Annotated in this window: 2 protein-coding genes; both read left to right on the forward strand. The window is 67.9% G+C overall.

Translation table 11 applies throughout. The features are described from left to right. On the forward strand, positions 1–585 hold a 585-nt coding region (locus tag C1704_RS17625), incomplete at its 5' end, for a T6SS immunity protein Tli4 family protein (RefSeq protein ID WP_211286965.1). 15 nt (positions 586–600) lie between these two features. Further along, on the forward strand, positions 601–785 hold a 185-nt coding region (locus tag C1704_RS17360; protein ID WP_146076117.1), incomplete at its 3' end, for a hypothetical protein.

A 785-nucleotide genomic window follows, 5' to 3' on the forward strand; every position in this document is an offset into this window, starting at 1 on the left:
CACCTGCTGAACGTGTACCGCCGCCTGCGCGGGCGACGCGACGACGAGATCCCCAGCGAGCCGGGGGATTGCTTTGCGCATGGGTTCTGGATGGGGGCGCAGTCCGAGGAGGCGGAGTTCACTGTGAACTACCACCTCAAGGATGCGCCGGATGTATTTATCAACCTCACGAGCGTCAGCGGTGATGGCAACGTGCCGCGTCCGGACACGGGGCTGATGCAGCGGCGCGCGCAGATTGAGCGGGACTCGCGCCGCTCGGGAATTGAGATTCTGAGGTTTTCAGCGCGCCAGATTGGGGTCGATGGCTACGAGGAGTACGTGGCTCGAGAGCCAGACCAAGTCACCTCGGCGCGAGTGGCGGGCCACACCGCCATCGTGCAAACCGATCAGGCGGCGCAGGGGATCGAACGTCCGTTTTTGACCGTTCAGTTCTTCAACGGCCACTACATCCCCTCGCCGCCGCGCAGCCTGGAAGAAAAGGCCATGATCCCGGACCTGACCCGTGCCACGTTGAGCGAAGGGCAGGTGCTGGCGCTGTGGGATGCGATCACGGCCACGCTGCGGCCGCGGCCCGGGGCGTTGTAGGACGAAAGCAGCGGCGTGCTGCTGAGCACCTACGCCCAGGCCCCCCAGGAGCCGGCCGGCGACCCCACCCCCGGCCTGGCGCTGCTGCAGCAGGCCCGGGCGCTGGCCCAGAGCTTCGATCGCGCCGCCCAGACGCACCAGAGCGTGCCCCTGGCCAGCCAGCGCGGCAGCCTCCAGGCCAACGCCAGCCTGCTGAACCC

The sequence above is a fragment of the Caldimonas caldifontis genome, from assembly GCF_002930615.1.
Taxonomy (GTDB): domain Bacteria; phylum Pseudomonadota; class Gammaproteobacteria; order Burkholderiales; family Burkholderiaceae_C; genus Caldimonas; species Caldimonas caldifontis.